This window comes from Nguyenibacter vanlangensis, assembly GCF_013376155.1.
Classification (GTDB): domain Bacteria; phylum Pseudomonadota; class Alphaproteobacteria; order Acetobacterales; family Acetobacteraceae; genus Gluconacetobacter; species Gluconacetobacter vanlangensis.
This window is the reverse complement of sequence record NZ_JABXXP010000366.1, coordinates 1-2,965: the sequence shown is the minus strand read 5'-3', so window position 1 is coordinate 2,965 and position 2,965 is coordinate 1. Positions and strand designations below refer to the sequence as shown.

2 protein-coding genes are annotated in these 2,965 nt (G+C 69.6%); both read left to right on the top strand.

The annotated features are described in order from the left end of the window. Positions 1 to 2,197: putative bifunctional diguanylate cyclase/phosphodiesterase (locus tag HUK84_RS13930; RefSeq protein WP_246285689.1), on the top strand; the 2,197-nt coding region annotated here is incomplete at its 5' end. Between the two features lie 66 nt (positions 2,198 to 2,263). Beyond that, complete coding sequence (locus tag HUK84_RS13925) at positions 2,264 to 2,776, top strand: terminase small subunit (RefSeq protein WP_176640824.1); 513 nt, start codon at positions 2,264 to 2,266, stop codon at positions 2,774 to 2,776. The last annotated feature ends 189 nt before the right edge of the window (positions 2,777 to 2,965 follow it).

The following is a 2,965-nucleotide window of genomic DNA, read 5'->3' as shown; positions in this document are numbered from 1 at the left end:
GGCATCGCCGACGGTCATGATCCTGGTGATCGGGGCGGCGGCGCTGGCGCTGCTGTCGGTCGGGGCGGCGGCGGCGTTCTTCGCCCTGCGGGCCGAGCGCGCGGTCTGGCGGAGCGACCTGGGATTCCGGCTGCTGGTCGAAGGGGTGCGGGACCACGCGATCTTCATGCTGGACCCGCTGGGGCGGGTCAGCACGTGGAATGTCGGGGCGCAGCGGCTGAAAGGCTATGCGGCCGCGGAGATCCTGGGACGGGATTTCGCGCAGTTCCATTCGGACGCGGAGCGGGCGGAAGGCGTGCCGCGGCGCATGCTGGCCGAGGCCCGTGCCGGAGCGGTGGTGCGGGAGGGATGGCGCTATCGCAAGGATGGGACGGCGTTCTGGGCGTCGGTGACGCTGGACCCGGTGCGGGACGAGGAGGGCGGGCTGATCGGCTTTGCGACGATCACCCGCGACCAGACCAGGGGGAAGGAGGATGCCGACCGGATCGCGCGGGTGACGCGCAATCTGGACATCGCGCTGGAGAACATGTCGCAGGGCCTATGCCTGTTCGGGGCGGACGGGCGGCTGGTGCTGGCCAACGGACGCTGTGCCGCGCTGTTCGGCCTGGCGGAGCGGGACATGCGGCCGGGCATGGACCATGGCGCGCTGCTGGAGGCGATCCATGCACGGTTGGGCCTGCCCGAGGCGGAGCGGCGGCGGCGGGTGGAGGACGCCCATGCGCGGCATATGGCCCTGCTGCGGCAGGGCCAGGAACAGGGCCAGGAACAGGGGCTGGGCGGGCAGTTGCAACTGCGCCTGGGAGAGGAGATGGCGGTCCAGGTGACCGTGCGGCGGATGGAGGATGGCGGCTGGGTCGCGACCTATGAGGACGTGACCGAGCGCCTGCGGGCCGAGGCGCGCATCGCCTATCTGGCGCATCATGACGGGTTGACCGGGCTGGCGAACCGGGCGCGGTTCAACGAGGCGCTGCGGCGCGAGCTGGCGCTGGCCGAGCGCGACGGGGCGCGGCTGGCGGTGATCGGCATCGACCTGGACAAGTTCAAGGAGATCAACGACCAGCGCGGCCATGCGGTGGGCGACCGGGTGCTGGTGATCCTGGCCGAGCGGATCCGCGGCGTGCGGGCGGTTGACGAACTGGTGGCGCGGCTGGGCGGCGACGAGTTCGCGGCGGCCAAGCGGTTCGACGACATTGCCGAACTGCACGGCTTTATCGGCCGGCTGGAGGATTGCCTGTCGCGGCCGATCGCGCTGGACGGCTTCGAACTGCGGCCGGATGCCAGCATCGGCGTGTCGCTGTTTCCGCAGGATGCCCGGACGGCCGAGGCGCTGATGGGCAATGCCGACCTGGCGATGTATCGGGCCAAGGCGGCGTTGCGCGAGCGGATCTGCTTCTACGAGGCCGAGATGGATGAGGCCGCGCGCAGCCGGCGCGCGCTGGCCGCCGCGTTGTGGGAAGCGGTGGAGCGCGAGCAGTTCCATCTGGATTTCCAGGTGCAGCGGAACGTGTCGAGCGGCGAAGTGACCGGATTCGAGGTGCTGCTGCGCTGGCGGCATCCGGACTGGGGCCTGGTGCCGCCGATGCGGTTCATTCCGCTGGCCGAGGAATGCGGGGCGATCGTGCCGATCGGGGAATGGGTGCTGCGCGCGGCGTGCCGCGAGGCCGCGAGCTGGACCCGGCCCTACAAGATCGCGGTCAATCTCTCGGCCGTGCAACTGGGGGACGAGCATCTGGCGGCGCATGTCGGCGCCATCCTGGTGGAGACCGGGCTGGACCCGCGCCGGCTGGAGCTGGAGATGACCGAGACCGCCATCGTGACGGACAAGGTTCGGTCGTTGCGCACCCTGCGGCAGATCAAGGCGCTGGGCGTGTCGATCGCGATCGACGATTTCGGGGTGGGGTATTCGTCGCTGGATACGCTGCGGACCTTTCCGTTCGACAAGATCAAGCTGGACCGCAGCTTCATGACCGAGGTGGAGCACACGCCGGAATCCAAGGCGATCCTGCGCGCCATCCTGGCGCTGGGGCGCAGCCTGAACATTCCGGTGCTGGCGGAAGGGGTGGAGACGCGTGTGCAGCTCGACATCCTGGATGTCGAGGGATGCACCGAGGCGCAGGGCTATTTCCTGGGCCGTCCCGGCCCGATCACGGCGGACGGGGCCGTCCGGCCCGCCGCGCCCTTCGCGATTCGAGAATAAGGATATCCGGCATCCCGTTTTGAACTCTATAGTGTCGGTAACGGGAATTTTCGCAGGGGGTGCGGGATGCCGAAGGCGGGCGACAGGCGTGGGCTGACGCCGCGGCAGGAGCGGTTCGTCGCGGAATATCTGATCGACCTGAATGCGACCCGGGCGGCGATCCGGGCGGGCTACGACCCGAAGGCGGCCGACCGGTACGGGCCGCGGCTGCTGGGCGAAGCGCGGGTGAAGGCGGCGATCGCGCAAGGCAAGGCGGCGCGGCTGGACCGGGTACAGGTCAGTCAGGATCGGGTGATTACCGAACTGATGCGCCTGGCCTTCTATGACGTGGGGGTGATCGCGGCGCACAGGCTGGACGGGCCGGAGGACGTGGCGCGCCTGCCGGAGGACGTGCGCTGCGCGGTGCTGGGCTGGTCGTGGGACAAGGCGGGGCATTTTACCGTGCGCCTGGCGCCGCGGACGCCGAGCCTGGATCTTCTGGCGCGGCATCTGGGGATGTTGAAGGACGTGCGGCAGCATCTGGGCCGGGACGGCAGGCCGGCCGATCCGCCGGCATTGTTTACGGTGGTGGTGCGCTGAAGCGCGCCCTTTGACCATTTGACGGTAAAATAATCGGTTTTCTTGACATGGGCCGCGCAATGGCGCGGCCGTGAAGGGGGAGTTGCGCGTATGCGACAGCACAAGCAGATGGCGGAAACCGGGCGCGTGCCGGGCGAGGACGGGGCGTTCGGCGTGGTTCCCCTGGCGCGGGTGAGCGGCAGGCGTGGC

Bases quoted from the DNA above. Each gene is read 5' to 3' on its own strand.
- HUK84_RS13925 (WP_176640824.1), top strand. From the start codon at position 2,264: ATGCCGAAGGCGGGCGACAGGCGTGGGCTGACGCCGCGGCAGGAGCGG.